20 protein-coding genes are annotated in these 24,790 nt (G+C 45.0%); 11 read left to right on the top strand and 9 right to left on the bottom strand.

Annotation, left to right across the window (positions count from 1 at the left end; genetic code table 11):
- Window positions 1–285 precede the first annotated feature (285 nt).
- The 3 genes from BCU12_RS06375 to BCU12_RS06365 form a co-directional block, all read right to left on the bottom strand.
- A complete protein-coding gene (locus BCU12_RS06375; protein WP_102403515.1) occupies window positions 286–1,671 on the bottom strand; it encodes a TRAP transporter large permease subunit in 1,386 nt (461 codons plus the stop codon).
- Window positions 1,661–2,197: a TRAP transporter small permease subunit gene (locus tag BCU12_RS06370; protein ID WP_102403514.1), complete on the bottom strand. Its 537-nt coding sequence runs from the start codon at window positions 2,195–2,197 to the stop codon at window positions 1,661–1,663. The genes BCU12_RS06375 and BCU12_RS06370 overlap by 11 nt, the downstream gene beginning before the upstream one ends.
- Before the next feature lie 79 nt (window positions 2,198–2,276).
- On the bottom strand, window positions 2,277–3,341 hold the full coding sequence (locus BCU12_RS06365) for a TRAP transporter substrate-binding protein (protein ID WP_102403517.1): 1,065 nt from the start codon (window positions 3,339–3,341) through the stop codon (window positions 2,277–2,279).
- A 231-nt stretch (window positions 3,342–3,572) separates the two neighbouring features.
- On the opposite strand from BCU12_RS06365, the gene BCU12_RS06360 reads away from it, so the two are divergent.
- A complete protein-coding gene (locus tag BCU12_RS06360) occupies window positions 3,573–4,946 on the top strand; it encodes a cache domain-containing protein (RefSeq protein ID WP_102403513.1) in 1,374 nt (457 codons plus the stop codon).
- Complete coding sequence (locus tag BCU12_RS06355) at window positions 4,943–5,572, top strand: response regulator transcription factor (protein ID WP_102403512.1); 630 nt, start codon at window positions 4,943–4,945, stop codon at window positions 5,570–5,572. The genes BCU12_RS06360 and BCU12_RS06355 overlap by 4 nt, the downstream gene beginning before the upstream one ends.
- A 191-nt stretch (window positions 5,573–5,763) precedes the next feature.
- On the opposite strand, the gene BCU12_RS06350 is transcribed toward BCU12_RS06355, so the two are convergent.
- Window positions 5,764–6,363: a TetR/AcrR family transcriptional regulator gene (locus tag BCU12_RS06350; RefSeq protein WP_102403511.1), complete on the bottom strand. Its 600-nt coding sequence runs from the start codon at window positions 6,361–6,363 to the stop codon at window positions 5,764–5,766.
- 155 nt (window positions 6,364–6,518) lie between these two features.
- Here BCU12_RS06350 and BCU12_RS06345 point away from each other — a divergent pair, with 155 nt between their 5' ends.
- Together BCU12_RS06345 and BCU12_RS06340 are read left to right on the top strand one after the other, a co-directional pair.
- Entirely contained in the window at window positions 6,519–7,604 is a 1,086-nt protein-coding gene (locus BCU12_RS06345; protein WP_102403510.1) for an efflux RND transporter periplasmic adaptor subunit, read from the top strand.
- Between the two features lie 9 nt (window positions 7,605–7,613).
- Window positions 7,614–10,703, top strand: coding sequence for an efflux RND transporter permease subunit (locus tag BCU12_RS06340; protein ID WP_102403509.1), 3,090 nt, complete (start codon window positions 7,614–7,616; stop codon window positions 10,701–10,703).
- A gap of 110 nt (window positions 10,704–10,813) precedes the next feature.
- Here BCU12_RS06340 and BCU12_RS06335 read toward each other — a convergent pair whose 3' ends face one another.
- The 5 genes from BCU12_RS06335 to BCU12_RS06315 all read right to left on the bottom strand — a co-directional run bounded on the left by BCU12_RS06335 (window position 10,814) and on the right by BCU12_RS06315 (window position 16,552).
- Window positions 10,814–11,155 carry a hypothetical protein gene (locus BCU12_RS06335; RefSeq protein WP_241909757.1) on the bottom strand — a complete coding sequence of 114 codons (342 nt, stop codon included), beginning with the start codon at window positions 11,153–11,155 and terminating at the stop codon, window positions 10,814–10,816.
- 268 nt (window positions 11,156–11,423) lie between these two features.
- Window positions 11,424–12,074 carry a Qnr family pentapeptide repeat protein gene (locus BCU12_RS06330; protein WP_102403516.1) on the bottom strand — a complete coding sequence of 217 codons (651 nt, stop codon included), beginning with the start codon at window positions 12,072–12,074 and terminating at the stop codon, window positions 11,424–11,426.
- A gap of 786 nt (window positions 12,075–12,860) precedes the next feature.
- Window positions 12,861–14,642, bottom strand: coding sequence for a sensor domain-containing diguanylate cyclase (locus BCU12_RS06325; protein WP_102403507.1), 1,782 nt, complete (start codon window positions 14,640–14,642; stop codon window positions 12,861–12,863).
- Window positions 14,643–15,024: 382 nt separating this feature from the next.
- Window positions 15,025–16,086: an ACR3 family arsenite efflux transporter gene (gene arsB / locus BCU12_RS06320; RefSeq protein WP_102403506.1), complete on the bottom strand. Its 1,062-nt coding sequence runs from the start codon at window positions 16,084–16,086 to the stop codon at window positions 15,025–15,027.
- A gap of 124 nt (window positions 16,087–16,210) precedes the next feature.
- Window positions 16,211–16,552: a winged helix-turn-helix domain-containing protein gene (locus tag BCU12_RS06315; RefSeq protein WP_102403505.1), complete on the bottom strand. Its 342-nt coding sequence runs from the start codon at window positions 16,550–16,552 to the stop codon at window positions 16,211–16,213.
- A 116-nt stretch (window positions 16,553–16,668) separates the two neighbouring features.
- On the opposite strand from BCU12_RS06315, the gene BCU12_RS06310 reads away from it, so the two are divergent.
- The 7 genes from BCU12_RS06310 to BCU12_RS06280 all read left to right on the top strand — a co-directional run bounded on the left by BCU12_RS06310 (window position 16,669) and on the right by BCU12_RS06280 (window position 24,689).
- Window positions 16,669–17,160 (top strand): hypothetical protein, encoded by a 492-nt coding sequence (locus tag BCU12_RS06310; RefSeq protein ID WP_102403504.1) that lies wholly within the window; start codon window positions 16,669–16,671, stop codon window positions 17,158–17,160.
- Window positions 17,161–17,175: 15 nt separating this feature from the next.
- Window positions 17,176–18,156: a hypothetical protein gene (locus BCU12_RS06305; protein ID WP_102403503.1), complete on the top strand. Its 981-nt coding sequence runs from the start codon at window positions 17,176–17,178 to the stop codon at window positions 18,154–18,156.
- The gene (locus BCU12_RS06300) at window positions 18,134–19,711 is read left to right on the top strand and encodes a caspase family protein (RefSeq protein ID WP_198599266.1); all 1,578 of its coding nucleotides are present in this window, start codon (window positions 18,134–18,136) and stop codon (window positions 19,709–19,711) included. Before BCU12_RS06305 ends, BCU12_RS06300 begins: the two co-directional genes overlap by 23 nt.
- Window positions 19,712–19,738: 27 nt before the next feature.
- Window positions 19,739–20,407 (top strand): ankyrin repeat domain-containing protein, encoded by a 669-nt coding sequence (locus tag BCU12_RS06295; protein WP_102403501.1) that lies wholly within the window; start codon window positions 19,739–19,741, stop codon window positions 20,405–20,407.
- 60 nt (window positions 20,408–20,467) lie between these two features.
- Window positions 20,468–22,141, top strand: a complete 1,674-nt coding sequence (locus tag BCU12_RS06290) for a caspase family protein (RefSeq protein WP_102403500.1) — start codon at window positions 20,468–20,470, stop codon at window positions 22,139–22,141.
- A 127-nt stretch (window positions 22,142–22,268) separates the two neighbouring features.
- On the top strand, window positions 22,269–23,165 hold the full coding sequence (locus BCU12_RS06285; protein ID WP_102403499.1) for an OmpA family protein: 897 nt from the start codon (window positions 22,269–22,271) through the stop codon (window positions 23,163–23,165).
- A gap of 120 nt (window positions 23,166–23,285) precedes the next feature.
- Window positions 23,286–24,689, top strand: a complete 1,404-nt coding sequence (locus BCU12_RS06280) for a caspase family protein (protein ID WP_102403498.1) — start codon at window positions 23,286–23,288, stop codon at window positions 24,687–24,689.
- Window positions 24,690–24,790: the final 101 nt, after the last annotated feature.

Here is a 24,790-nt window from a genome sequence, read left to right as displayed (position 1 = left end):
TAATGGTATTCCTCGTTAGCGCTTAAAGGTGGAAGTGGCGTCAAAGCTCATGTGATTGTGTCGCCGGTAACATACCTTTTATTATTGATGAGTCATGTTTTTGAAGTGTGATGACGACACTAAGACGATACGGAAACAAAAAAGACGAAGTAATCATGAAGATTATTGAAAATAATGGCCAGAAAAGCAAAGAAGCAAACCCATTTCGAGCTTGCTTCTTTTCAATTTTGCTTCTTTTTAAATCTAGCTTCTTTGTTTGTCGTGAGGCCTTATTAAGCGCGAGTGCTATCCATAAGCGACACTTGGGAACCAAAGCACCAGCTGCGGCCAAGCAACCAAACACACCAGCGCAATCAGTTGAATGATAATAAAAGGTGTTACACCTCTATAGATATCTTTCAGTGCCACTCCCTCAGGGCAGACCCCTTTAAGATAGAAGAGGGCAAAACCCACAGGTGGCGTTAAGAAGCTGGTCTGCAATGCCATCGCAACGAGCATGACAAACCAAACCAAACTAGGGTTATCCACCACGCCATGTCCATCCAAATCAATACCTAAGCTTGAAATAACGGGAGCAAGAAGCGGAAGCGCAATCAAGGTGATCTCAATCCAATCTAGGAAGAACCCTAAGAAGAAGATGATCAATAGGATAAACGCGATAATGCCGTACGGACCGAACGGCAATCCGCTTAGGAACGATTCGATCAGCTCGTCTCCACCTAACTCTCTTAGTACCAAGGCAAAACATGAAGCGCCGAGGAAAATCATAAAGATGTAGGCGGTTGTTCCGTAGGTAGAAAGCAACACCTCCTTAATGACCTTGAACGAAAGCTTTTTGTTGTAGATGGCGAGCAAGGAGGCCCCTAAAGCCCCTATGCCGGAAGCCTCTGTCGGCGTAGCAATACCTGCGAAGATAGAGCCAAGTACGCAGAAAATCAGCAGCACCGTCGGTGTGATTGCCTTGAATACATCTAGAATAATGCGCCAATCGACCGGTTCAACATCGTCTGGAACAGGAGCCTGACTCGGGTTGAGTTTGCCAACGATGAGAATGTAAGCGATGTACATGCCACCAAGTAACAGGCCTGGCATGATAGCGCCCATAAACAGATCGCCAACAGACAGGCCAAGCTGATCTGCCATGATCACCAGCATGATGGAAGGAGGGAGTAATATTCCAAGAGTCCCTGCAGAAGCGACCGTGCCAAGGGCCAGAGGAAGATGATACCCTTGACGCATCATGGTAGGCAGCGACATCACAGTAAGCAGAACAACCGACGCACCAATGATGCCCGTCGACGCCGCGAGAATAATACCAATCGCCATGACGGTGACAGCCAGCCCACCGTGCACTTTACCAAACAGCTTTTGCATCGACGCCATTAACTTCTCAGCGATCCCTGACTTGTCCAACATGTTCCCCATAAAGATGAACATGGGCAGGGCGACCAGAATCCAGTTATCCATGATTTTGTAGATGCGATTAACCACAAGGCCCAGTGTATTGAAATCTAACCCTGTAAACGTATCGAGATAAATATCCGCAAAATAGCCCACCGCGGCAAAGAACACACCGATTCCACCCAGTACGTAAGCAACCGGAATACCGGTAAACAGTAGCAGTATAAATGAGCCAAACATGGCAATGACAATCCACTCGTTAGCTTCCATGGTTGCCTCCCTTCAATGTGTGAATATTGCGTAGAATTCGAGAAATTAATGACATCAACAACAGAGTGAAACTGACAGGTATCACGGCTTTGATTAGCCAGCGAAATGGCAGCCCTGAGGGGGACGATGAGCGTTCATTAACGCGCCAGGCTTCAAAGGTGAAGTCGTAGGAATGCACAATAACGACCAGCACAAAAGGAATCGCAAACAGTGATAGGCCGACAATATCAACCCATGCTTTTCGGCGTTCGTTGAACTTGTGATAGAAAAGATCAACACGCACGTGAAGGTTCGTTACCTGAGAGTAGGCAGTACCAAACATCACGGCGGTGGCGTATAAGTGCCATTGCAGCTCTTCAAAGGCAATTTGGCCGTTTGAAAAGACTTTACGCAACACCACTTGAATAATAATGACGGCGATTAGGGCAAGGTTAGACCATGCAATCACCTTACTTATCGAGGTAATGAAGTTGTCGATATGGATATACATTGGCGTAGGCTTAGATCTGGATAAGGCGCGAAGCATAGGCTCCTCCAGTTAGACTAGCCAGCCCAATCAGGTTGGCCAGTCTATGTAGATTAATGATGGTGGTGGTTAATGGAATTTATTGCGTTGATTCACGCGGTAAGAATGCGTTTGCTTCCCATAGCGCGTAGCCTTTTCTGAATTGACTCAAATCTTCCCATACCTTGGCAAAGAACGGGTCTTCTTTCTTCTCATCAACAACTTCCAACCAAGTTGTTTCAAATAGATTCAGCATCTCTTCGTTCCAGTAACGTATCTCTACGCCTTTCTCTTTCGCTTTTTGCATGGCGCCAAACTGCATGGCTTCACCTTCTGCAATTGAGTAGGTCATTGCCGCCATACACGTTGTTTCAACCGCGCTTTGTTGCATGGTGTCCATGTCATTCCACGTGTCTTTGTTGATCAATAGCTCGAAGACGGTGGATTGTTGATGCCAACCTGGGAAGTAGTTGTACTTAGCAACCTTGTGGAAGCCCAAACGTTGGTCAATTGCCGGTTGGGAGAATTCAGAAGCGTCAATTGCGCCTTTCTCCATTGCACCAAAGATTTCACCACCTGGGAGTTGAACTGTACCCACGCCAAGCTTCTCCATAACGGATGCACCCAAACCGAAGAAACGCATGTTTAAGCCTTTAAGATCTTCTGGCTTTTCGATTGGTTTCTTAAACCAACCTGATGTTTCTGGTGAGATGATGGCACAAGGGAGGACTTTTACGTTGTAGCCACCTTGATCATACATCTCTTGATAAAGTTTCAAGCCGTTACCAAAGTGCAGCCAGGCCATGTACTCACCTGCTTCAGGGCCAAATGGAACCGCTGAAAAGAGCGCAGCAGCAGGCAGTTTTCCTTGCCAATATCCAGCCGTTGAGTAGCCCGAGTTTATTTTGCCCGTTGAAACGGCGTCTAAGATCTCAGCAGGGTTCACCAGTTTTCCAGGCTCGTAGATCTTCATTTTGATTGTTCCGCCCGAGGTTTGTGGAATGCGCTCTGAATACCACTTAATCGGCGTGCCTAAAGCAGGCAAATGACTACCAAATGCAATCGGCGTTTTCAGTAATACTTTATCGGCCGCGTACGCGGTGTTGACGGTTAGTCCACTGGTAGCAGCAATGGCTGTGATCAGAGCGAGTTTGTTGAAATTCATGTCCATTTCCTCGTTAGGTCCTTAAATGTGTGTTGTTTAAAATGCGTCAATTGCATGCGGTCGCTAGGGGACTTGTGTTAATGCAATGTTACATTTAAGGTAGAGTTTAGAGGTCGTAAGCTGTTGGTGATATTGGGATTAACGCGCAAATTTGGTCAGTGTTAATGCGTAAAAAATGGCGAGCGTTACGTAGTACTACGTATTGAATTTCAATCTGGATGATGGTTTTGTATGCGTTTTGTAAATAAAAAGAAATTATCGGTTAACATTTTTTTACTCTCTGTGGTGCCCCTTATTTTGGTGGTGACCTTCATGGCGACATTGCTTTTTAGTCAGGCAAAACAGCTTGTGGAAGAAGAAGTGAGTTTAATCCGAGCCAATATCGTCGCATCCAAAAAACAAGAGCTTCAACAGTATGTAGAGCTGGCAGTAAAAGCGATCACGCCGTATTACGACAGTGATCTTCCGACAGAGGAAGCCAAGCAAAAGGTTCGCGATAAACTCACGCAAATGACTTATGGCAACGACGGCTATTTCTTTGCCTACGACTGGGAAGGTGAAGCGCTAGTGCTGCCGTATCAGACCGACAGAATTGGGAAGAACTGGTGGCTGGTTGAAGACGTACAAGGCAAAAAGCTGCTTCAGGAGCTTATCAAGGTATCGAAAGAGGAGGGCGGCTTTGTTGATTACCAATGGCATAAGCCGTCTAAATCAGAGCCGTTACCCAAACTGAGCTACGCGGTAGGGCTCGATAAATGGGGTTGGATGATTGGCACTGGCGTGTATTTGGACGATGTAGAGCAGCAAGTTATGCATATGCACAAAGGCTTTGATGACAAGGTAAGCCAAAGTGCCGCCGCCGTATTTGCAGTAATGATCGTCGCGGTTTTTGTTATCGCTGCAGTTGGTGCGTCGCTTAACTTGAGTGTGAAGAAACTCGCCAATGAACAGTTAAGTTTGCTGAACGAACAAATCATTGACTCACAAGAGAATGAACGACGCCGCGTTTCAAGAGAACTGCATGATGGGGTCAATCAGCTGCTGGTGGCTGCGAAGTATCGAATTGATAACGTTCGTGATGAAGACGATGAAACTAAAAAGATGAAAGAGCTAGAATCAAGCAAGCTGGCGATGGATCAGGCAATTGTAGAGCTTCGAAGAATATCGAGAGACTTGAGACCGCCGCAATTGGATGACCTTGGTTTGGTTGCGGGCATTGAGGCGTATGTCGAAGAGCTGCGAGGCCGTACGGATTTCGAGCTGCTGTTTGAACATGACATTGATGAGCTAAAGCTTTTGCCAGAGGTTGAAACGACCCTGTATCGCATTACACAAGAGGCGCTGCACAACGTAGAGAAACATGCCTTAGCCAAAGGGGCGGATGTGATTTTGCAACGAGAAGGAAGTGAGCTGTTGTTGACGATCAGCGATGACGGCGTTGGGTTTAGTAACCCAAGAAAGCAGAGTAAGAAGGCTGTGGCTCAGAATATGGGGCTTCGAAACATGGCCGAGCGTATTCAGGCACTCGGTGGGACGTTTGTGGTGTCAAGCGAGATAGGGCAAGGGACTGAAGTAAGAGTCAGTTTGAACATGGAGTTACTATGATAAATTTGGTTTTGGCAGATGATCATCGCTTGATGCAAGACGGATTAAAATCTCGGCTTGAAAGGGAAGAGAACCTCAACATTCTTGCGTGCGCAGGGACGGGATTAGAAGCACTGGAGGTAACCCGATCATTGAAACCAGATGTGTTGTTGCTCGATATAAATATGCCAATACTCAATGGCATTGAGGTACTGGAGCAGCTTCATTCAGAAGATTGCCCTACATCCGTTATTATGTTGTCGATGCATGATACAAAAGAGTACGTGGTCTCCGCTGTGAAAGCGGGTGCCAAAGGTTACGTGCTAAAAGATGTGGGATCGGAAGAGCTGGTACTTGCGATCAATCAAGTGGCTCAAGGCCGTTCCTATTTAAGTGCTCAAGCATCAGACAAGCTATTGGAGCAGTTCACTGACAAGCCCGAGCCAAAAGATGAGACCATTTCTAAGCGTGAACTTGATGTGTTGCAAGCGTTAGTTGGAGGCGATTGCAACAAAGAGATTGCTGAGAAACTGCACATCAGTGTGCGTACAGTGGAAACCCATCGCTTAAGAATCAAAAAGAAGCTGGGTGTGACTTCGACAGCAGGCCTTGTGAAAGCCGCGATTGATAAAGGGTTGATTGACTAGTTGATGGAGCGCAAGAGTTACGACGCTAAGCTGCGTATCGTGGTCGTGAAAGGGCTGCTCTGACAGGGCAAGTCGTGACAAGGCTGATAGCTGAAGCATTCCAATGCAGCGTCACGACTAAGAGTAAAACTGAAGATTGTCGTTCATGTCGACTTGAATAGACTCAGAACGATGGTTCGATTTCGATAGGTTCAATTCTGAACAAATGATAAAAACATCCCAATACAGCTCTTTAAGTAGGCGTCACGCTGAGTGTTGCTTTGCTTGATATCTTCCCCGAGATATCTCCAGTACACCGGTTTTCCATGAAACATGAGAAGCAATTGAATCGCGCTTTCTTCCGCTGAAACATCCAGTTTAATCTCACCCATGTCGTGTTTTTTCTGCAAATACTCACTGAGCACGTCGGTGGATTGTTTCGGACCAAAACGCAAGTAGGTCGCTGCAAATTCAGGGTGATTATCGATATTGCTGACTGCATTACGGAACGTGTGAATGGCCCCAGGGTTCAATAGCGTTTCTTGTAACCCTTGAGCGAATTGAAGAATGGCTTCGTTCATTGGCTTGCTCAAATCTAGCATGCCTTCATCGGCCTGATACTCTAGGCACTTAGTCTTCATGCAAAGCTCAAACAGTATGTCTTTCGTTTTAAAGTGCGAATAGACCGTTTGCTTAGACACATCCGCTAACTTCGCAATGCTATCCATATTGGCCGAGTAACCATGCTCACCAAATAAGGTGGTTGCAGCTTCAAGGATTCTTTGGCGTTTTACTTCACTGGCATTGCTCATGGCTAACTCTGCTCTCTACTTTATTTTGGTCGCAAGAATATCAACATCAAACTGGACAGTCTAGTCTTGTTGGTGTTTAATGTGCAAAAAGCAAACTAGACTGTCTAGTTTGATTGTAGGAAAACGTGACAAGGACCGACGGGTAAAGGTGTTTTATGCGGTATCAAAAACTTTCTTCATTGAGCTTAACTGTCTCTGCAATGCTTCTTCTATCGGCGTGTTCAGATGTACAAACGGCCGAAGCGCCTTCACGAACCTTGCTTACGGTGGAGTCTCAACCCGTCATTGAGCAGCAAAGCTATTCGGTTGGCCGCGAGTACGTTGGCGTCATTAACTCTGCGCAAAGAGCGAACCTAGGTTTTGAATTGTCAGGTAAGGTTTCTGATATTTATGTCGATGTCGGTCAGACTGTCACGAAAGGCCAGAAGTTAGTAACTCTTGATACTCAGTTGCTTGGCTCAGAGCTGAAAGAGTTGCAAGCGCAGCTTGATGAAGTGAAAGCGCAGCAAAAGCTGACGGAAACCAACTTAAATCGTCAGCATGCATTAAAGAAGAAAGGCTATAGCTCTGACTCCGAAATAGACGCATTAGTGAGTCAAAAAGATGCGCTTGCAGCAAACCTGTTACGCATTCAATCTGCTGTTGAAGCGAATCGATTAAAACTGAAGAAGTCGACGATTCGCGCTCCGTATGACGGTATCGTGAGCAAGCGATTCGTGTCATTGGGTGATGTTGTTGGGGTGGGAACATCCACGTTTTCTCTGCTCTCTACTTCTGGAAAAGAAGCAGTGATTGGAGTGAACAGCCAAGATTTGAAAGACGTACAAGCGCAAGATGAGTTTGTTATTCGCGTAAGAAATCAAGAATATTCAGCACGTTTGATCTCTAAAGCCTCAAATATCGATGCGAATTCAAGAAGCATAAGCCTCCGCTTTTTGTTGGATGAGACCAATTCAGTGTTAGATGGCGAGTTGGCTTATCTTACTTTCGACAAACACTACCCTGAGCAAGGTTTTTGGCTACCCACTACGGCGTTGATTGATGGTATTCGAGGCACGTGGAATATTTATGCGCTGAACTCTACAGACGGTGAAAACCAGGTGGAGCGCCGCGTGGTCAATGTTCTGTTTGCGAACAACGAATCTGTGTACGTGAAGGGTGCCCTAAATAATGGCGATCAAGTGATCACGTCAGGGTTACACAAAGTGGTACCTGGCCAATCCGTGTCAGTCGCGAAGTAAGGGGGTAGGATGAAATACGCATCGATACTCTCGAACACGCGCCTGATGGTGCTGGTTATCGCGTTCCTTATTGTGAGCGGATTATCGGCTTTTAACACGTTGCCTCGCGCTGAAGACCCTATTATTTCGAATCGAAATGCCACGATCACGGCTGTCTTTCCAGGCGCCAGTGCGATACGAGTTGAGTCGTTAGTGACCGAAGTAATTGAGAATAAGCTTCGTCAGGTGAATGAAATCAACCTGATCACGTCGACCTCTCGTCTGGGCATCGCTGTCATTGGGGTTGAACTCCAAGATGAAATTACGGATGCAGAGCCCATTTGGTCGAAAATTCGTGACAAGTTGTCCGACGTTGAGCGGGAGTTGCCCAGTGATGCACTTTCTCCTGAATTAGACAGCGATCATACCTATGCGTTTACCACCATTTTATCACTGGGTTGGCAAGGGGAAGGGGAACCCGACCTGTTGACGCTAGGCCGCTATGGAAAAGAGTTGGCGACACGTTTGCGAACCTTGTCAGGTACTGAGTTTGTTGACCAATATGGTCTGCCTGACGAAGAAATTGTGGTGAATTTTGATATCAATGATACGGCCACATTAGGGTTTTCTGCACAGCAGCTGGCTGCAGCACTAGAAGGCGCGGATGCAAAAAACTCAGCGGGCGAGCTAGTCAACTCGTCTACGCGTTTCGGTTTGGAGTTGTCTTCTAATTTAGATTCCATAGAACGCGTACGTAAAGTACCCATTTCTATTGATGAAAATGGTCACACGGTCAGAGTGGGTGACGTGGCCAATGTCCAACGCGCTGCAAAAACGCCTTATGATGAACTTGCCTTAGTGGATGGTAAACCGGGTGTGATTGTTGGCGCGCGCATGCAGTCGACATTGCGTGTTGATAAGTGGACGCCTGCAGCGATGAGGTTGGTCGACGACTTTCGGCTAGAATTGCCTAGCGATATTAAGGTCAACGTACTGTACAGCCAGCAAGGTTACACAGAGCAGCGATTGGTTGAACTGGGCGAGAGCTTGCTCATTGGTTTTTGTTTGGTCTTATTCGTGCTGTTGTTCACGCTGGGTATACGCGCCGCTGTCATCATTGCTTTCGCTTTGCCATTAACCATGTTGTTGACGTTGTCGTTGATGAAGTACTTTGCCATTCCGATTAACCAAATGTCTCTCACAGGTTTTATCGTGGCGCTTGGAATCATGGTCGATAATGCGGTCGTAATGGTGGACACCATTCAAAGCTATCGCTTAAAAGGCATGCAGAAATTAGAATCTGCAATGGTTGCCATTGGGCACCTTTGGGTTCCGCTACTTGGCTCTACCTTAACGACGGTGTTTGCGTTCGCACCGATCTTTTTAATGGAGGGGGCGACGGGCGAATTCGTTGGCGCTATCGCATTGACCGTATCTTTTTCGCTGGTGGGCTCTTATATTATTTCACATACGGTGATAGCGGCGCTGTCATGCGCGTACTTGCCAAGCAAACAAACGTCTTCGAGTTGGTACCAAACCGGCATTAGTCTTCCTGCCCTAAGTACGTGGTTTGCGAAATCTGTGCGGTTGGCTATTCGTCATCCGCTGCTGGCGATTGGTTTTGCATTAGTTTTACCGTTAACGGGCTATTGGAGTATGTCGCAACTGACGGAGCAGTTTTTCCCTGCTTCTGATCGCGACATGTTCGAAATCCAAGTGTATATGCCACCACAAGCCAGCATTTATGCCACGAAAGCGACAACGGAGCAGATCCATCAGTTTATTTTAGAAGATGAAGCTGTGGAACAAGTGCAATGGATGATCGGGGCGTCTTTCCCATCGTTTTATTACAATCTCGTCGCGGGCCAGCAAAAAGCCCCTTATTTCTCTCAGGCGATGGTGAAAACAACGCACTTTGAAGAAGCAAACCGTATGATCCCAGAGCTACAAAAGCAGTTGGATGAACGCTTTCCTCAAGCTCAGATTTTAGTGAGAAAACTGGAACAAGGCCCTCCATTTAATGCCCCAATCGAATTACGAGTTTATGGACACAATCTGGATACGTTGAAAACCATTGGTGAAGATGTTCGATTGATTTTGTCGAAGGTTCCGTCGGTCACTCACACTCGTGAAAGTTTGTCTTCCGGTATTCCGCAGTTCAGAGTGGATGTCGATGAAGAAGCGATTCAAATGAATGGCATGAACCTTAACCAGTTTGCGGGTTTGTTGCAGTCGACATTGGTAGGCCGAGAGAGTGGGAGCATTATTGAAGGGACAGAGTCGATTCCAGTTAGGGTGCGTGTACGTGACGAAGAACGTGAAAGTTATGATGACCTAAACAATCTTCGCTTTCCTTCTCCGGTATCGAATTCGGCAGATTCTAATGTTGGGGTGTCTGTGCTAAATTTATCAACGTTAGAACTGTCTCCAAGTAATGGAGGTATCACCCGTCGCAATGGCGTTCGTGTGAATACGATCGAAGGTTACATTGATGCAGGGGTATTGCCGCAAACAGTACTTAATGAGTTTAAGAAAGAGCTAGAGAGCTACGATTTCCCTGCCGGTTATCGCGTTGAGTTTGGTGGTGAAGCCGCTGAGCGTGATGAGTCTGTTGCTAAGCTCATAGGCAATATCTCTGTTGTTGTCGTTTTGATGATTCTCGTTGTGGTGTTGTCGTTCAAATCATTCAGGCTCAGTGGAATCATCTTTGCTGTGGCTGGGTTAGCGGCAGGGCTCGGTATATTGTCAGTATGGGTGTTTGATTATCCGTTTGGCTTTACCGTAATTATTGCCATCCTAGGCGTGATTGGCCTTGCGATTAATGCCGCTATCGTGATTTTGGCAGAATTAAGAGCCAGTGAAAAAGCCAGTGAAGGGGACCAAGAAGCGGTGTTGGAAGCCGTGATGAGTTGTACTCGACACATCACTTCCACTACGATCACAACCATAGGTGGTTTCATGCCACTGATATTGGCTGGTGGTGGTTTCTGGCCTCCGTTTGCCGTCGCCATCGCTGGTGGTACGGCATTGACGACGATTCTGTCGTTCTATTTTGTTCCACCCATGTTTATGCTAGTCACCAAAATGCCAGTCCGTATCGCAGTGGTAAACAATAGCTAGCTGACGGCAATACTAGCCTTGTACTCGGTAACAAAAAGCCATCACTGATTCACGCAGTGATGGCTTTTTGTATAAACCAAAGCTTAGAGCTTAGAGTTTACGTATGCAGCTTAAAGCCCGAAACCAATATTGCGAAGTTTACGCACTGAGCGCACTCCCCATGATTCTAGATTAGGCTTCGGTTGCCCTTTGTGTTCTCCTAGACAAACGTAGCCTTGAGATAAATAACGATAAAGAAAGTCACCAGCGTCTAGCTCTGCCGTTTTTGGGTTTGCGGGTATTTGAATGCGTTCTACACGCAAATCTGTCGCCGTTTTAAATCTTGGATACTCTGTCGATTTAACATCATGGTTGTTCAGGTCGTTGACGACGGCTTTGTCTGACATTTTTGCCATAGTCTTGCTAAACAGCATGATGATTCGTTTTTGTTGCTCTGAGGCAATAATGATCATTTCCACGAGTGGAGCCTTTATTTATTGTATTCGCGGGTGAGTGTATCAAAAAATCAAAGGTATAAGGGCTTGTTGTGACTATTCGTCACGTCTATTCATTATACCCATTCATAATATCCGCCCATTGCATCCATTCATCACACTGGTTAAGCGTTTCGGTTGATACATGGCTGCCTTGTATTTTTGATTCCTTAAACGTATGAGGGATTTCTATGACAGCTTCCAAAAGTTGCACATGAATTCAATGGATTAAACCAATGGGAGCGAGTTAAAGAACAACCAAACCAAAGGGTTCCAGTAGTTGAACTTGTTGCCAATCACATATCTTCACGCCATACATAGAGACTCTTCTAATGTCTAGCCCTTCGAGTTCTACATGGGTTAAATCGGCTTGCTCCATACCAAAAGTGCCCCATTGCTCTGGGCTGAACTCTCCTCTAGACAGGTCTGATCCTTTAAAACTGGCACCAGAAAGATTCGCACCATTCCAACGGTTCTCGAAAAGATCGCATTTTTCAATCAATGCGCGTTCAAAATTACTGTAAGTCAGATTACATCCGGTGATGTATACCGATGAAAAAAAGGCGGAATTGCTGATTCGATTGATGAAATTGGCTTGTTGGAAATTAGCACCTTTAAGGTCACATTTGCGAAGCTCTAGACCGAAACACTCTGCTCCATTGAACTGGCACATTGTCAGCATACAGTTGGTAAAGCTTGCATCCCTTAGGTTGGTATAGTGAAAGCTGCATGCTTCAAGTGCCTGAGGCTCTATAAATCGACAATCTGTAAATTTGCTGTCTCGAAGATTCGCTCTGTCAAAATTGCAGTTGAAAAAGAGACAGCGAGTGAACGTCTGCCCTTCTAAATCATGGTGAGAGAAGTCGTGCTGTTGAAAAGTCTTATCAATATGAGTCATGCCAATTCCCGGTACTTGGGTCTGTTGTTCTTTCGCGGTTGAGTTTTGTTCGAGAAACAATCGATTTAGATGTGGCAATGAGTGCGTAGCCTAGCATTCTAAGCAAATACTCATTAACAAAGCATAAACGATTTTAGCCGAACCCTTCGGGCAGCACTTGTAGGTCATTTAACCAGCGTTATCGGCTTATCATGTAGAATAACGACATCTCAAAGCCTCTGCCTTGCCTCTGTTTATTAAGAAAATGAACCAACAAGTCACTGCAAAAATCAGCTCGAAAGATCGACAAACCTTATAAGTAGGTGTCAACCGTTCGCCTGTTTCGTTGCTTGCAAAGATAGCACTACAAGCCTCTTGAATTCCATATAAATAACCTCATGATTTTCAGTAACTTAAAAGGTGCGTTTTTGGCTATTTTAAGGGGTCAAAAGGCAATTCTGAGGGGGTTGAAGTGAAATGAACGGTTGAGGGTGTCGAAAAAAAGTTTTAGCGCTTGTCGTCAACTATAGAGAAGGTTCACTGTTGGTCGTTGCCGGTTCTTATACTGCGAATGCAATATTAGGTGCGATTTGGATTGATAGGCGCAATTTGGAATGTTTTCGAATTAGAAGTTGTTTGCTAAATCTGTTTAGAGGACGGAGATAAGTAGTCAAAAGCAAAGCGAGCCCAATCGAAATGTGAGCACAAGTTAACTCAGCCACTTATTTATCTTGGTATCGTCTAAATAAGTGGTTGAGTCGGTCGCGCTGGTGTCTTATTTCATCGCTATCATTGATAACTTTTAATTTAGATGTTCTCTACGGCATCAAGCTCGCTGTCTTTCTTGGTTTCGTTTTTGATCTCTCTGTCTGCCTTGTCATTACTCTTAGGTTCAGCGAGAGCTGCTCTTTCAAGAGACTTAAAATCCACCAGGTTTTGGTCTTCAAGATGTGTATGAATTGCTTGGCTTCGACCATTGTTCTTCGCTTTATACAGCGCAGTGTCCGCCGCTTTTACTAATTCATCAGTCGTTGCTCTCAGGTGAGGGAAGGTGGTCACACCAATAGAGACACCGAGTTGCCCTAGCGAGAGCCCTTTCATTTCCAAATGCAATTCTCGAATCTCTTTAACGATGGTATTTGCGAGTTCTGTTGAGGCGGCAATCGAACTGTTTGGACTGATCACGGCTAGCTCTTCGCCCCCTAAACGACAGGCGGTGTCTTGGTCGCCAATGACCCGTTTCAGAAGGTTTGAGACCTCTTTCAGAACATAGTCGCCAGCGTCATGACCAAAGTTGTCGTTGAAGCGTTTGAAGTGATCAAGGTCGAGCATAAGAAGTGACAACGGAGCTTCAGTCGAATTGGAGTTTGACCATTCTCGGTCGAATACTTCTTCAAAGTATCGTCGATTAAACAATCCTGTCAGTGGATCGCTGAGGGCTTGCGAACGCAGTTTTTCTTGTAGGCTTAGGTTTGCCAACGCGAGGCCTAAATGTTCTGCAATAGTGAAAGCGAGTTGCTTGGTTTCCTCGTCAATGGTTTGCTGATTGGTAAAGTGCAGATGATACATACCCACCGTGTTTCCGTGTGCAGTCAAAGGAATGCAGAGTGTCAAACCATCATCTTCACAACCATTCATATGGTTACATGGCAGATGATGATGTTTATCAGACGATAGGTGATGTTTCCCTTTCCTCAGTGCCCAACAATCATTTGGTGCATAGACTTTATTCGCAGGCCACTCTCCACCCCAGTCGAGCTTTATCTCAAGCTGATTGCGCGAATCTCGCATGATAGAAACACAGCCGTTTATATCGCCTAAGATCCGAGGGATAATATCAGCAACAACCGTTTGAGCTTCGCCTATATTATTACAGGCGGCCAGCATGTGGGCCAAACGCTGTAAAAGCTCGATTTCGTTGGTACTTCTGCGAATTCGTTCATCTTGTTTGTCGCGCTCTTTGTTAATCAGTACCATGATTTTACGGTTGCTGTACCAAGACGAAAACAATAATACGAACAGTGAACTGCCGATCAGGGCAAAGACGATGAGTTCCAGTTCATGCTCCATGGAATAAATGGTTTTCATCGGCATCGCCAGTCTTAGAACATAGGTGGCATCATGTCCGTGTTCATCTTCAGGAAGGTCAAGTTTTTTTGCCACGTAAAGCAGTTCCTGGTTCACGCTCGAACTAAAATGACGTGATATACCCGGAGAGCCGGACAGTGCAGTTGAGACTTCGGGTCTGTTACTGTGATCATCAAGCAGACTGATTTCTCTAGGGTTTAACTGTGAGTCACCGAGCACTTTTCCACTACTATGAATCACTGTAAAGCGGCGGTTGAAGTTTGATTGAGATAGCGTGTCGAGAAATGAGTCTATTTCACTTGGCGTCATATCATAGAGGTCGAGATTTTGCAGTTTGACTTGGTGAGCGACATCGTCGATAAGGCCAAACATATGGCTACTTACCATAGAAGTCAGCCACTTATCGAGCGTTTTCTCATAAAAATAACCACCAATGGCCAGTGATATTGCGAAGGCAATAATTGGAAAATATTGAAAGCGACTAAAAGAGGTTCTGGTCATGATTGTTCACCATTACTAGCTTGAGAAATAAGCACTTCGATTGCTCACTTCTTCAATTCAACTGACGTAAAATTTATATTTATGATATGAGTTTAGTATCAAATCTATAATTATCCACGTTAATGCATTAGAAATGGGCTGCATATTCGATTTATCGATGGGTAAGTTGGTTTATCCTCAGTAACCCTATAATTTACATGTATATAGCGATGGGTAATTGGCGTGTTTGCCAATAATTTGACGACGCCACAAAGCAGGTGAAATGGAATATGAAGGGTTACTTTTCTATATTAGCTGAGACTTTTCCAATGAAGTACTATAAATCAACAAAGAGCCATACTCGATAGTACGGCTCATAAGAGAGTGATAAATGCTCAGTCTGTTAATTCGTTGCTTGAAGGCGAGGGTATTTATCTCGAAGTTTCAAAGTAATGTTCACTAATGCAATCAAAACAGGTACCTCAATCAGAGGGCCGATCACTCCAGCAAATGCTTGATCGGAATGAATGCCGAACACGGCAATTGAAACCGCAATCGCGAGCTCAAAATTATTACCTGTTGCGGTGTAAGCGATAGAAGCGTTCTTATCAAACGGTATGCCCATTCTTTTACCAATAAAGAAGCTTGCGAAAAACATCAGCACGAAGTAGATCGTCAATGGAATAGCAATACGCACGACATCCAAGGGTAACTCTAGAATCATTTCACCTTTGAGGCTGAACATGAGTACGATGGTACCGAGCAGAGCGATAAGCGTAATTGGTGAGATGGTTGGGATGAAAACATGGTTGTACCAATTCTCACCTTTTAATCGAACGAGAATCTCACGGCTTAAGAAACCCGCTAAGAATGGGATGCCTAGATAAACAAGAACGCTATGAGCTATATCCAACATCGAGATATCGACGACCATGCTTTCGTAACCGAATACGGGTGGCAATACCGTGATAAACAACCAAGCCATAAAGCTGTACGTCAAAATTTGGAACACACTATTGAGTGCAACCAGTGCCGCGCCATATTCTTTGTTGCCGCCGCCTATTTCATTCCAAACAAGCACCATGGCAATACAACGAGCAAGACCGATAAGAATGATACCCACCATGTACCCAGGGTGATCGCCAAGAAAGGTGAGAGCCAATACAAACATCAGAATTGGGCCAACTAACCAGTTCATGACCAAAGAGAGGGTAATTGCTTGTTTGTCGTGACGCACTTTTCCTAGTAAACGATAATTCACTTTAGCTAGGGGCGGGTACATCATTAAAATAAGGCCAATCGCGAGGGGAATGTTTGTGCTTCCAACAGACATTTGTTCATTCAGTTGTTCAATTTGCGGGAACATCGCACCCAGTGCCACACCTATCGCCATGGCCAAGAATATCCACAGAGTTAGGTAACGGTCGATGAACCCAAGTTTTGGGTTGCTAGTTAATTGAGTCATAGTGAAACCTTGTTAATCTGATTCAAAAATAAGTGTTTATTCGTTTATCGTTAATATTTCGCATCGTACATCGTCGAATGACGATTAGATATGCACGATGTATTACTGTTTTTTAAGCCATGCCCTAGTTAACTAAGCTATCCAAAAGAGTGGCGTACTCATTCATTTTGCTACGGTTGATTCGGTAGCATACTCTCGGCGGTGTTGGTTCTGCTGTAATGAACTCTGCTTGCTTTAAGATCCGCAAATGTTCGGAAACAGTAGATTGAGCAAGCCCCAGTTCGGAAACTAAGTCACTGTTTAGGCAACCGCCGAGGTTATCGAGCGTCATGAGTATTTTGATAATTCTGACGCGAGCAGGGTGAGACAAAGCTTTTGAAAGTGCGGCAAACTTAGCTTCTTGAACAATGTCTTTATCAGTAGCGCGAAACGCGTCTTGGTTTACTGTTGTGCATGATGAAGTCATTATTTATCTCAATTGTCTATCGTCGATTTGCGATTAAGTCTACGCCTATACTCAATCATGGTCAACAACTCATGATCGGCAGCTCAATTCCGCAACTTAATAGATAGATTTTATGTATGAGTTTGACTAACAAAGAATCTGCGCGAATAATTTGTATTGATTTTATTAATAATAATGCGGTGAATGAAGTGGCAAGGGAATATGCACAACACGTTCGACGCCTCCCCATGGTTGAGGTGTCATTAGACTCATTACGATTTTCTTTTCGTTGGACAATGATCTTATCGACGCTAGGGATTATTGTTCTCGCTATCGCGTATTTTTCTGCCGATGTAGAACAACAAGCTGGTTGGTTTAATGGCGAAGATGGTTCATTAATCGAACTACTACTGATCACGATTTTCGCTGCTTTTGTTTTTCTATGCGGCATCGACTGGGTGTGGGAAGTCAAACGACTGGCAAGAAGAGCTGGAAGGAAAGGTTTTTTCAAAGCGTTGCTGAAAATCATTGTCGCTATATTTTGCATGCCATTTGCTCTGGGAATACTCGCCGTAATATACATGGGTTATTGGTCGATTCTTGAAGCTGCACTAACAGCGTTGGCTTAGTGGTTAGAGGTTAAAATGAGTAAAAGTCTATCTATAGAAGGTAAGGTTTGGAAACCCGTCAATTGTGAACACTGTAATACAGAGTTTGTTTATAAGATGACTCGTAAGTCTGAAGCCATGTGTGAGGATGTTGAAGATAAGGCACACAAAAAAGCAGCAGTAGACGAAGCAAAGCAAGGTTTGAAGCACAAGTTTAACTCAGAATTTGACCAAATCCCTTGCCCTAACTGCGGTAAGTTCCAACCGAATATGCTCTGGGTTCATCGACACAGTAAGTTTACAAACATAGAAGGGTTCGCATACAGCTTTACATTGTTTGCGGCGATTCTTTGTTTGATGGGCGTAGCTTTGCTGCTAGTTCTATCTCCGAAAGGCGATCTTCAAATAAGTGCATTGTCACTTGTTGACCAGTTTTTGTTGCCTCTCGCAATGGTTATTCCGACTCTGTTAACGATTGCGTTATTTTGTCGAATGCTACGGCTGCTGGTTAACCCTAATCGTAAACCTAAATTCGAAGAAGCAGTCAAAATGGTAAATGAGGGGACGATACTCGACAAAAATCAGTTTAAAGCGGCGGTGAAGGATATGGGTTCAGGTTCTAATACGGCGATGTTTTTGGGCGCGTCGGCGGCATTAGCCTTTACTGCGTATCAGATCTATTCACCTGACGCAGCCACTGCCTCAACAAATGACACTTCAGAGCTTGATTCAGGAGAGATGTCGACAGATCAACCGCTGAGTGAGAGCCACGATTTTGAAGAGCAGAGCCTAGCTCAGGATCAGGTCGATGCCATGGAAGGGGAAGAAGCCATTGAGGTTGCTTCTGTAGACAATGTTGATGTTCAGACTGAAACAGCGTTTGCGAATATGGGCAGTCAATTAGATGGTGAAATGGAAATTGCTGATATTTCATTGGACGATATCGACCTGGGTGACATTGAATTTGAAGTCGAAGAGGGAGGCGACCTCTTCGATGACTTTATCGATAATGCCTAGGATGACTCTTCAGCTACTGGTTGCGATTCTTTTCGTTTGTACTTCTATAAGTAGTTGGGCTAGTGGCGGTGATCGCCAGGCATTGATCATAGGTAACGCAAATTACCAAATAGGTGCGTTAAAAAACCCAGTTAATGATGCTAAGGCCTTGGCTGGTAGCTTAGAAAAGCTTGGTTTTTCGGTCACTTTACTAACGGATGCTGATAAACGGAAAATGCAGCAAGCCATTCGTTCTTACAGTAAATCATTAAAGCCTGATGACGTGAATTTGTTCTATTACGCTGGCCACGGGGTACAGCAGGAGAATAGGAACTATTTAATACCGTTATCCGCACAAATAGAGACGGCAGCCGATGTTGAATATGAATCGGTAATGCTGGATTTTGTTCTGGATACATTCGCGCAAGCAAAGAACCGCCAGAACATTATTTTGTTAGATGCTTGTCGTAATAACCCCTATAAATCGGAATCAAGAGGGTTACGCAGGGGCCTCGCTCAGACCGATGGGCCAAAAGGAACATTTATTGCCTATGCGACGGCGCCGGGTGCAGTCGCATTGGATGGACAAGGCGAACATGGCGTATTCACTGGTGCCTTGTTAGAGCATATTGACCAGCAAGGGCTATCACTAGAGCAAGTGTTTAAACAGACGTTAGCCCAGGTGAATAAAGAGACACAAGGCAAGCAAGTGCCATGGATTTCATCTTCATTCTATGAGGATTTCTATTTCGCGGGTAAACAAGCGCCTTCAACTACGGTTTCCTATGCCGTTTCGTCTGACCTTAATTCGGCTTCTCAGCAAGGTGACGCACAGTCAAATCCAGCGAGTGGAAGTGACCCGAACCTTACTGCCCTAACCATGCGTTCTAACATCTATTATGACGAGGTGTTTATTGATGGTCGATCGTATGGGGCTACCCCATTTTCATTGACTCTGCCGAAAGGGGACTACGAAATCTCGGTTCTAAGGGATGGCTTTAAAACTTGGCAACAAGTGATCAAATTGAGCCGAACTGAACAGGTTGTTTGGGCGCAGATGCAACGACAAATAAAAATGGTTTCCTACAAAAACGGAGACCGATTCGTCGGTACACTCGTAGATAAAAAGAAATCGGGGAAAGGGCTCTATATCTACAGCAAGGATGGGCAATTCGCTGGCGATCGATTCTATGGCGAATACGAAAAAGGACAACGTCACGGGTTTGGAACTTACATTGCGAGCAGTGGTGAGCGCTACGTTGGCGCATTTGAAAACGGAAAACGAAACGGCACAGGAACGTTAAATTTTGCCAATGGGGACCAATATTACGGGGACTTTTTAAATGGGCAGCGTTCTGGAACGGGCTCACTTATCTACCGAAATGGCGACACCTATTATGGTGAGTTTACTAAAGGTGTAAGGGATGGGTGGGGTGTTTATACTTTCTCGAATGGAAGTGAATACAAAGGCCCTTTTGTTCAAGGGATTCGTCATGGGAATGCAACGTGTATCTCAGCAGAAAAAACAGAAGTGGTGTGTCGCTATGACAATGGTAAACGCGTCGCGATTCAATAAGAAATCTAAAGTATCAGGAAGAAATTAATGGTGAATAAAGCGTTAGAAGCAATCAACAGAATCTTGCTAATGATTGCATTGATAATGGCGATTGCTTATGGATGGCAGCATGTCTTTAGCCCACGAGCCAAAAGTGTTCAAATGATTCAGGAGGCAGGTTACTTCGTCGATCGTGCTTCTCTTGTAGAGGCGATTTTATACGGCGACGAAAGAGTTGTGAAAGCGTTACTTAATTTTAATATAGACCCATCTAAACCTGATTCAGACGGTTACACGCCTCTGATGGTAGCCATAGAAACAGAGCAGCTAAACGTGGTCGATATGTTGGTTGCTAAAGGCGCTGACTTGCATTTCGCTGATTTGGAAGGTGGCTATCCAATGTGGTATGCCGTCGACGGCGGTAACAAGCAAATCATTGAGCAACTCGTTAAGCATGGTGCTTCATTGAATAGGCTGGATGAGATTAACCAAACCATTCTTATGTTTGCCGCATCTGCTGGCGAAATGGATTTGATTCCTTATGGCATAGAAGCGGGCGTTTCCCCTTTGGAGCAAGATAGTGAGGGCGACACAATGCTTCATTACGCAGCCTATGGAGACAACTATGATATGTACGAGTTGATCGCTGAAGAATACCCGCAATTGGTCAAGATTAAGAACGATCGGGGAATGACGGCGTTAGATATCTTGAACTAAGAAGCAAAGGATGTGAATCCTTGTGGTTTGCTTGAAACTAACAATGGCTAGGGAGCTGCCATGCTTAGAATTCTGGTTACGGTTATTGTTTTTGTTTACTCCAACTCAACGCTGGCAGTCTCTTACGCATTGCTGATAGGTGTTAGTGACTATAAAGATGAGATGATTTCGGATCTGCAAGGGCCTAAATACGACGTGAATTCACTGCAAGAAGTGCTCGTACGAAGAGGGTTTGAACCGACCAATATTGTCACTCTTATTGATGAAAAAGCAAACAAAGCTGACATACTGAGGCACATTGATGTACTTGTAGAAAAAGTCAGCGAAGAAGATAACATCTTCATCTATTATTCAGGGCATGGCACTAGCCCCGAAGATGCAAACTTTCCTCTTCCATTGCCCGATGACACTGGAGTGATACTGCCTTACGACAGTGTGTTTACCATGCCAACATTTGATGCCGACAAGCTGCTTGAATCCGTCATTATCGGAAGGAGAGATTTGCTTCCTCGATTTGTTGCGCTCGATGAGCTTGGTGCGAATATTGTTGTCGCTGTCGATGCCTGTTTCTCAGGCAATGCAGCGCGAGATCTTTCGACACAAACATCGCACCGCAGTACAGGGGAACGCTATACTGCTTTGCCTGGAACACGCAGTTCTTGGGCATCTGAAATGAGTTTTGAAGCCCCTGCACTGGGCGCATCAGAGCGAGGAGAGACTGCTTACCCATACCACAATCTGTTTTTTATCTCAGCTTCCTCTAAGTACGAAAAAGCGTGGGACATTCCTGATTGGCGTTTATCTGCTCTGCCGACCTTCGATAATAAACCACACGGCGCGTTTTCAGATGCGCTACTTCGAGTACTGAATGGCCAGTTAGCGGCTGATATTAATCGAGATGGCGATCTTTCAAATCATGAGATTTATCTCGCGACGAGAGAGTACTTACAACGCAGAGATGTGCCTCACCAGCCGCAAAAGTTGCCGAATAATACCAGTACCGCAAGCGAGCTTTATCAACGTGCTTCATTTGGCCAATTAGCCGACCAAGCCAGCAGCAGTGGTGATGAGTTAGCAAACGAAAATTCATTCTCAGTGGTTTCTAACAATAAGCAAGTACAACACTGGTTATCGCAGATAGAGGGGGTTACTAGTGTGAGTAACAACCCTAGAATTGAAATTTCGGTTCAGGGCGATTCAGCGGTCTTTAAGGATTCGAATGGTGTTGAGCTTGTTCGTGTTCCCGCAACTAAAAAGAGTGTGACGAAGCAGGTCTATATTGAGCGCTGGAGAGACAAGTGGCGTACTTTAGGGCAGCAGCAAGACTATGCTTTATCGGTTGATTTTATGGGCGCAGGCTCAAGCAGCACACTCAAGGTGGGTGACAGTGTGAGTTTGAGTGTGTTGAGTGAACGTTCAGCGCAAATTATCGCTATCACCATCGACAGCCGAGGCGATATCTTCTTGCTTTACCCCTGGACAAACGCTGAACTGGAACCCATAGCAGCGAATCAACCGAAGATATTGCTTGATACGATTGATGTTGAACTTCCTTTAGGGGTCGATGACCTCATCGTCTTTTCGTTCGTTAATCCAGAAACTTGGTTGAAAGAGATCGTAGGTACGGAACAATTTCGATATCAGTCTGAATCATGGAAAGAACTCAATAACAAACTGTTTGGCTCAGCAGGGCGATGGGCTAAATCGTCACTGAGAATCTATACTACCCAATGACAAGTGTCGTCATTAGCAACGGGCAGCTATTTTTAGAAAGTGACGTGCTAACGAATAAGGTTCAGATAGACACGAAACCAGTGATAAAAACGGGTGAACAACAAGCAAGAATAATGGCAGGTGGCTAATGCAAATAAAGAAGAGACATGATCAAAATAGGCAGTGGCTGCCGCTTTCCCGAATTGTCATCCTGAGCGTTGCGCTAATCATGCCTTTGTTTGCGTTGGCAAGTGATAAAAGTTGTGAGAATGCCTCAGCGGCGTACTCGTCAGCAATGAAAGAACAAAACCTCACTTCTCAATTGAATCAATTGCAGGCAATCAACCAGTACTGTTCACACCCACTCGTGTACTTTGCGATAGCCGAAATCTATGTCAACAGCGAACAACTTGATAAAGCCAAAGACGCACTTCGCGAGAGCAGAAAATTGGCTAAACAAAGCTTAAATCAGCAACAGATGCTGCCAATGATCGCTGCGTTGCAATCTAAGGTGGCAATCAAGGAAGATAATTTGTGTTTGGCGAAAGCGCACTATAACCAAGCCGCTATGGGCTATGCGGATAAAGAATTGCCCAAGTGGCTGGTTGAGTTGGATCTAGAGATTGAAACCTTTCGCAGCGAACATGTCCTTTCTGCGGATGAGATTCGTTGTCAGCTCGAGGGGAGTAAGGCCATCGGTGTTGTAGCTAGGGTCAGCCTGTCTGTGCCGTTTGACTATGATAGTGCAACGCTCACCCAGGCTGGTCTTACACAAGTCGCGGAACTTGCCAACGCAGTGCAGCTGTCTGCTTCTTCGAAAGACAGTGTTACCTTGATTGGTCATACAGACAGTCAAGGCGAGGTTGACTATAACCTTGTGCTGTCATTAAAGAGAGCGCAGGCGGTTAAAGGTGAACTGATCAAACATCTCAATGATCTCTACCAAATCAATGTGTTGGGCAAGGGAGAAAGCCAGTTAGTTTCTCATGAATCAACGGAACAGGCCCATCGAATTAATCGTCGAGTTGAAGTGGTGATTGATTAACTATTAGTCACTGATGAAACCGCTTAGGCTTCACTAACTGTAGACAGGCTTATATTTGGAATGGATAAATGGGCCGTTAAACAGTGTTGAAAGGAAGTGTAAATTAATAAGGAAATATCTATGTTAAACCGCTCACTTGTATCTTTAACCTTGGCATTGGCCACCTTGTTCTCATTGCCAACCGCTGCTGGTAATCGTGTACTATTAGTCGGAGTAGGGGAACACCAAGACCCAAACAACTATCTCCCCGGGATCGATCTTGATGTTCAAAACATGCATCAAACAGTGCGCTTACTCGGCTACCAAGAGGATGAAATCAAGATCTTAATGGATAGCCAATCGACGGAAGAGAACATCAAATACCAGATAGAAAACTGGTTAGGGCAGGCCGGAGAAACTGATCAGGCGCTGTTTTACTTTAGTGGACACGGGACGAACGTGCCAGACTTTAGCGGCGATGAGAATGACCAACAAGATGAAGTGCTGGTGGCCTATGACTCTCACGTTGTGTTTGAAAATGATCAATACACCTTAGATGGTGTGCTACTCGATGATGAATTTAATCGTCTTCTGTCGAATCTAAAAGCGAAGCAAACCTATGTGTTTGTTGATGCATGTAGCTCAGGGACATCAACCAAGTCATTTGATTTGGGGCGATACAACTTGGGTGAAACTCAGGGGATCACCAAATTCTTGAATTACCAAGGGGCATTAACCAGCGAGAAAGTGAGCGAGAAAAGCTTTGATAATATGGCGTCAAAAAGCAGTGACATTATTGAAGCGAACAACCAGTCATTTCTGACCTTAGCCGCTGCCCGTGATGATGAATACGCAATCGCCACGAATAGAGGCAGTATTTTCACACTTGGCTTGAATAGCGCCATCAACAGCGCTATCGCTCAAGATCAAGACCTCTCTGCGATTGAGCTTCATGCTCAGGTGACACAGTATGTAGCGGACAAGACAGATGCGAGTAATCGCTTCCACCCTGTTATTTCAGGCGATATTACACTCTTGAACCAAAAGATGGGCGTTCAAACGGTAGGGAGCGAAGGGGCTGTCTGGCTCGCATTGAGCGATCTCGTCGAAGAAAGTGAGCCACTCAATATTTCTTCTAATGCTAAAGAATACAACCTGCACGACAAAGTTATCTATCAAGTGGATGTCGACAAGCCGGGGTATTTGAATGTGATTAATATTGATGCCAATGACCAAGCGGTCGTCATCTTCCCAAACAAGTTTAACCCAGATAACCAAGTCAAGTCGGGCGAACTATTACTGCCAACAAAAGAAATGAATTTTGATTTTCAAGCGCAACCGCCCTATGGAAAGTCTATGACCATTGCCGTTATCAGTAGTAAGCCACTAAACCTATATGAGCAAACCACCGAAGGGCGTGATGAAAATGGTGAAATTATTGCGTCGCTCGTATCTCTGTCAGGTTCTGGTTTAAGAGCGATTGGGGTCGTCGCGAGAGATGAGACGATATACGTAGGTAAAGTTGAAACACTCCTCAAAGAGTAAGAAAGTGAATTGTTGACCATTACTCAAAGAGTTGCTGGCTCATGCTGCTGTAACGACATGACTTGATACAAACTAGTGATAAAAAAGGCGCTTACTGTGTT

The organism is Vibrio sp. 10N.261.55.A7 (assembly GCF_002877365.1).
Lineage (GTDB): Bacteria > Pseudomonadota > Gammaproteobacteria > Enterobacterales > Vibrionaceae > Vibrio.
The sequence above is the reverse complement of the archived record's forward strand: the minus strand, read 5'-3'. Positions and strand labels throughout refer to the sequence as shown.